At 55.3% G+C, this 2,945-nt stretch carries 2 pseudogenes; both read left to right on the top strand.

The window, feature by feature from the left end:
• Positions 1-1,373, top strand: a pseudogene (locus tag BN3261_RS18215) (VirB4-like conjugal transfer ATPase, CD1110 family); the annotation flags it as partial.
• Positions 1,369-2,796, top strand: a pseudogene (locus BN3261_RS04175) (recombinase family protein); the annotation flags it as partial. The pseudogenes BN3261_RS18215 and BN3261_RS04175, both read left to right, overlap by 5 nt.
• Between the last annotated feature and the right edge of the window lie 149 nt (positions 2,797-2,945).

Genomic DNA, 2,945 nt, shown 5'->3' on the forward strand with positions numbered 1-2,945 from the left:
GCAGCCGCTCCGGGAGCCGCTACAAGGTGAATATCTCCGAGGCGGATGACCGCTTCAACAGCGTCCGCACGGAATACACGGGGATGCTGAAAAACCAGATCGCCAAAAGCAACAACGGTATCGAACGGGCCAAGTACGTCACCTTTTGCATCCCCGCTGAAAATGTGGCCGCCGCCCGTCCCCGTCTGGAACGTGTGGAGGCGGACGTGATCGGCAACTTTAAGCGGCTGGGGGTACAGAGCCAGCCCCTTGACGGGCGGGAGCGTCTGGCCCTGCTGCATGGCCAGCTTCACCCCGGCAGCCGGGAGCCGTTCCGCTTCAAGTGGGCGGACATCGCCCATACAGGCATGGGGACGAAAGACTTTATCGTGCCGGACAGCTTTGACTTCCGGCAGAGCCGCTCGTTCCGCGTGGGCCAGACATGGGGCGCGGCGTCCTACTTGCAGATCATGGCGTCGGAGCTGTCGGACAAGCTGCTATTGGAGATTTTGGAGCTGGACGCCGAGCTGACCGTTACCATGCACATTCAGACGGTGGATCAGGTCAAGGCCATTAAAACGGTCAAGGGCAAAATCTCCGACATTGACAAGATGAAAGTGGAGGAGCAGCGCAAGGCTACCCGCGCCGGATATGATCCTGACATTCTCCCGCCCGATCTCGTCACCTTTTCCAAGGATGCCGCCGAGCTGCTGGCCGACCTGCAAAGCCGCAACGAGCGAATGTTTCTTTTGACGTTCCTGATCGTCAACACCGCCCCCACGCGGGAGCGGCTGGAAAACGACATTTTCACCGTGAACGGCATCGCGCAGAAATATAACTGCGTCGTCAAGCGGCTGGACTGGCAGCAGGAGCAGGGCTATATGTCCTCGCTGGCCCTCGGCTACAACGGCATTGAAATTCAGCGCGGCATGACCACCAGCTCCACGGCCATCTTCGTTCCCTTTATGACGAGGGAGCTTCGCATGGATGGCCCGTCCCTCTACTACGGCATGAACGCCCTATCCCATAACGTCATCATGGCTGACCGCAAAAAGCTGAAATCCGCCAATGGCTTATACCTCGGCTCCACGGGCAGCGGCAAGAGCTTTGCCGCCAAGCGTGAATTGCTGAACGTCTTTCTTGCCATCCCGCAGGATCGCATCATCGTGGTTGACCCGATGGGCGAATATGCTCCGCTGGTGGAACGGCTGGGCGGTCAGGTCATCGAGATCGCGCCGGACAGCCCCAACCACATTTCCCCGATGGATGTTCAGATGGACATGGGCGGCGGGGACAGCCCCCTGTCCCTGAAAGCGGATTTTCTGCTGTCGCTGTGTGAGCTGGTGGTGGGAGGCCGGGACGGTTTGCAGCCCATCGAGAAAACCGTCATTGACNTCCATTGAGCGCAGGCAAATCAACCTTGTTATCACGAAAGACCTCAGCCGACTGGGGCGTAACTATCTGCAAACCGGGCATTTGATTGAGGACTTTTTCCCAAGAAACGGGGTGCGCTATATCGCCATGAATGACGGTATCGACACCTTACGGGATAACAACGACATTGCCCCGTTCAAGAATATCCTGAACGAGATGTACAGCAAGGATATTTCCAAGAAAGTCCATTCCTCTTATCTTCTGAAAGCGCAGAAAGGACAGTTTACCGGGTGTCTTGCCCCGTTTGGGTATCGGAAAGACCCGGAGGACAAAAACCATCTGCTCATTGACGAGGAAACCGCCCCGATTGTGCGGCTGATTTTCGGATATGCCCTAAACGGTCATGGTCCGAACTATATCCGCAGACGGCTGGAGGAAGAAAAAATCCCCTGCCCCACATGGTGGAACCGGGAACGGGGGCTTCGCAATACCCGCACCAAATGGGAAAAGAAAGACCCGGAAAACGGGCGGTATATGTGGGACTTCTCCGTTATCAAAGACCTTTTGATGAATCCCGTCTACACCGGGGCGATTGCTTCCCAGAAAAAAGACTACCGCTTCAAAATCGGCACGATTGGGGAAAAGAAGCCGGAGGACTGGATTGTGGTTGAGGGACAGCACGAACCGCTGATTGACCGCATGAGCTTTGATATTGTGCAGAACAAGCTGAAATCCCGCCAGCGTCCGGGGCAGACCAATGAAATCAGCCTGTTTGCCGGACTGATAAAATGCGGCGAGTGTGGGAAGTCGCTGACGATACGCTACACAAACGCAAAACATCCCCAGCGGATTTACTCCTGCAAGACCTACAATGCCTTTGGAAAGAACCACTGCACCCAGCACCGGATTGACTATGACACCCTTTACAGCCATGTGCTGCGGAAAATCCGGGAATGTGCCAGAGCTGCCCTGATGGACGGGGAAGCGGTTGCTGACCGCCTGACCAATACCTGTGAAGCCGAGCAGCGGGAACAGCGGGAAGCAATGGAACGCTCCCTTACAAGGGACGAGGAACGGATTGAGGTTCTGGACAAAATGGTCATGCGGCTTTATGAGGATATGATTGCAGGGCGTATCAGTGAGCAGAATTTCAACACCATGCTGGAAAAGACACAGACCGAGCAGACGGAGCTTAAAGCAAAAGTGTCCGAGGGCAGAAAGCGGCTGTCCGATGAAGTCCAGCTTGCCAATGACGCAAAACAATGGGTGGAAGCCATTCAGGAATACGCCAACATCACAGAGCTGGACGCAGCCACCCTCAACCGCTTAATCAAAGAAATCGTCGTGCATGAGCGCATTGACGAAGATAAAACAAGACACATTTCTATCGAAATTCATTTTAATCTCAAACCCATCCCGGAGGTGGAACAGGTCACTGCCTGACCTGTCCCGCCGGGACGGTTCTCTTAAAAAATACCATATAGATTTTTTGTACGCCGCCGCCCGCCATCGAGCAGAGTTTTACACCTAATTGGGGATAAAACAGCTCATGGCGGGCGGCGGCATCATCGTGCTGGGGACGACCCCCGTCT

Source organism: Blautia massiliensis (ex Durand et al. 2017) (assembly GCF_001487165.1).
In the GTDB taxonomy this organism is placed as follows: Bacteria; Bacillota; Clostridia; order Lachnospirales; family Lachnospiraceae; genus Blautia_A; species Blautia_A fusiformis.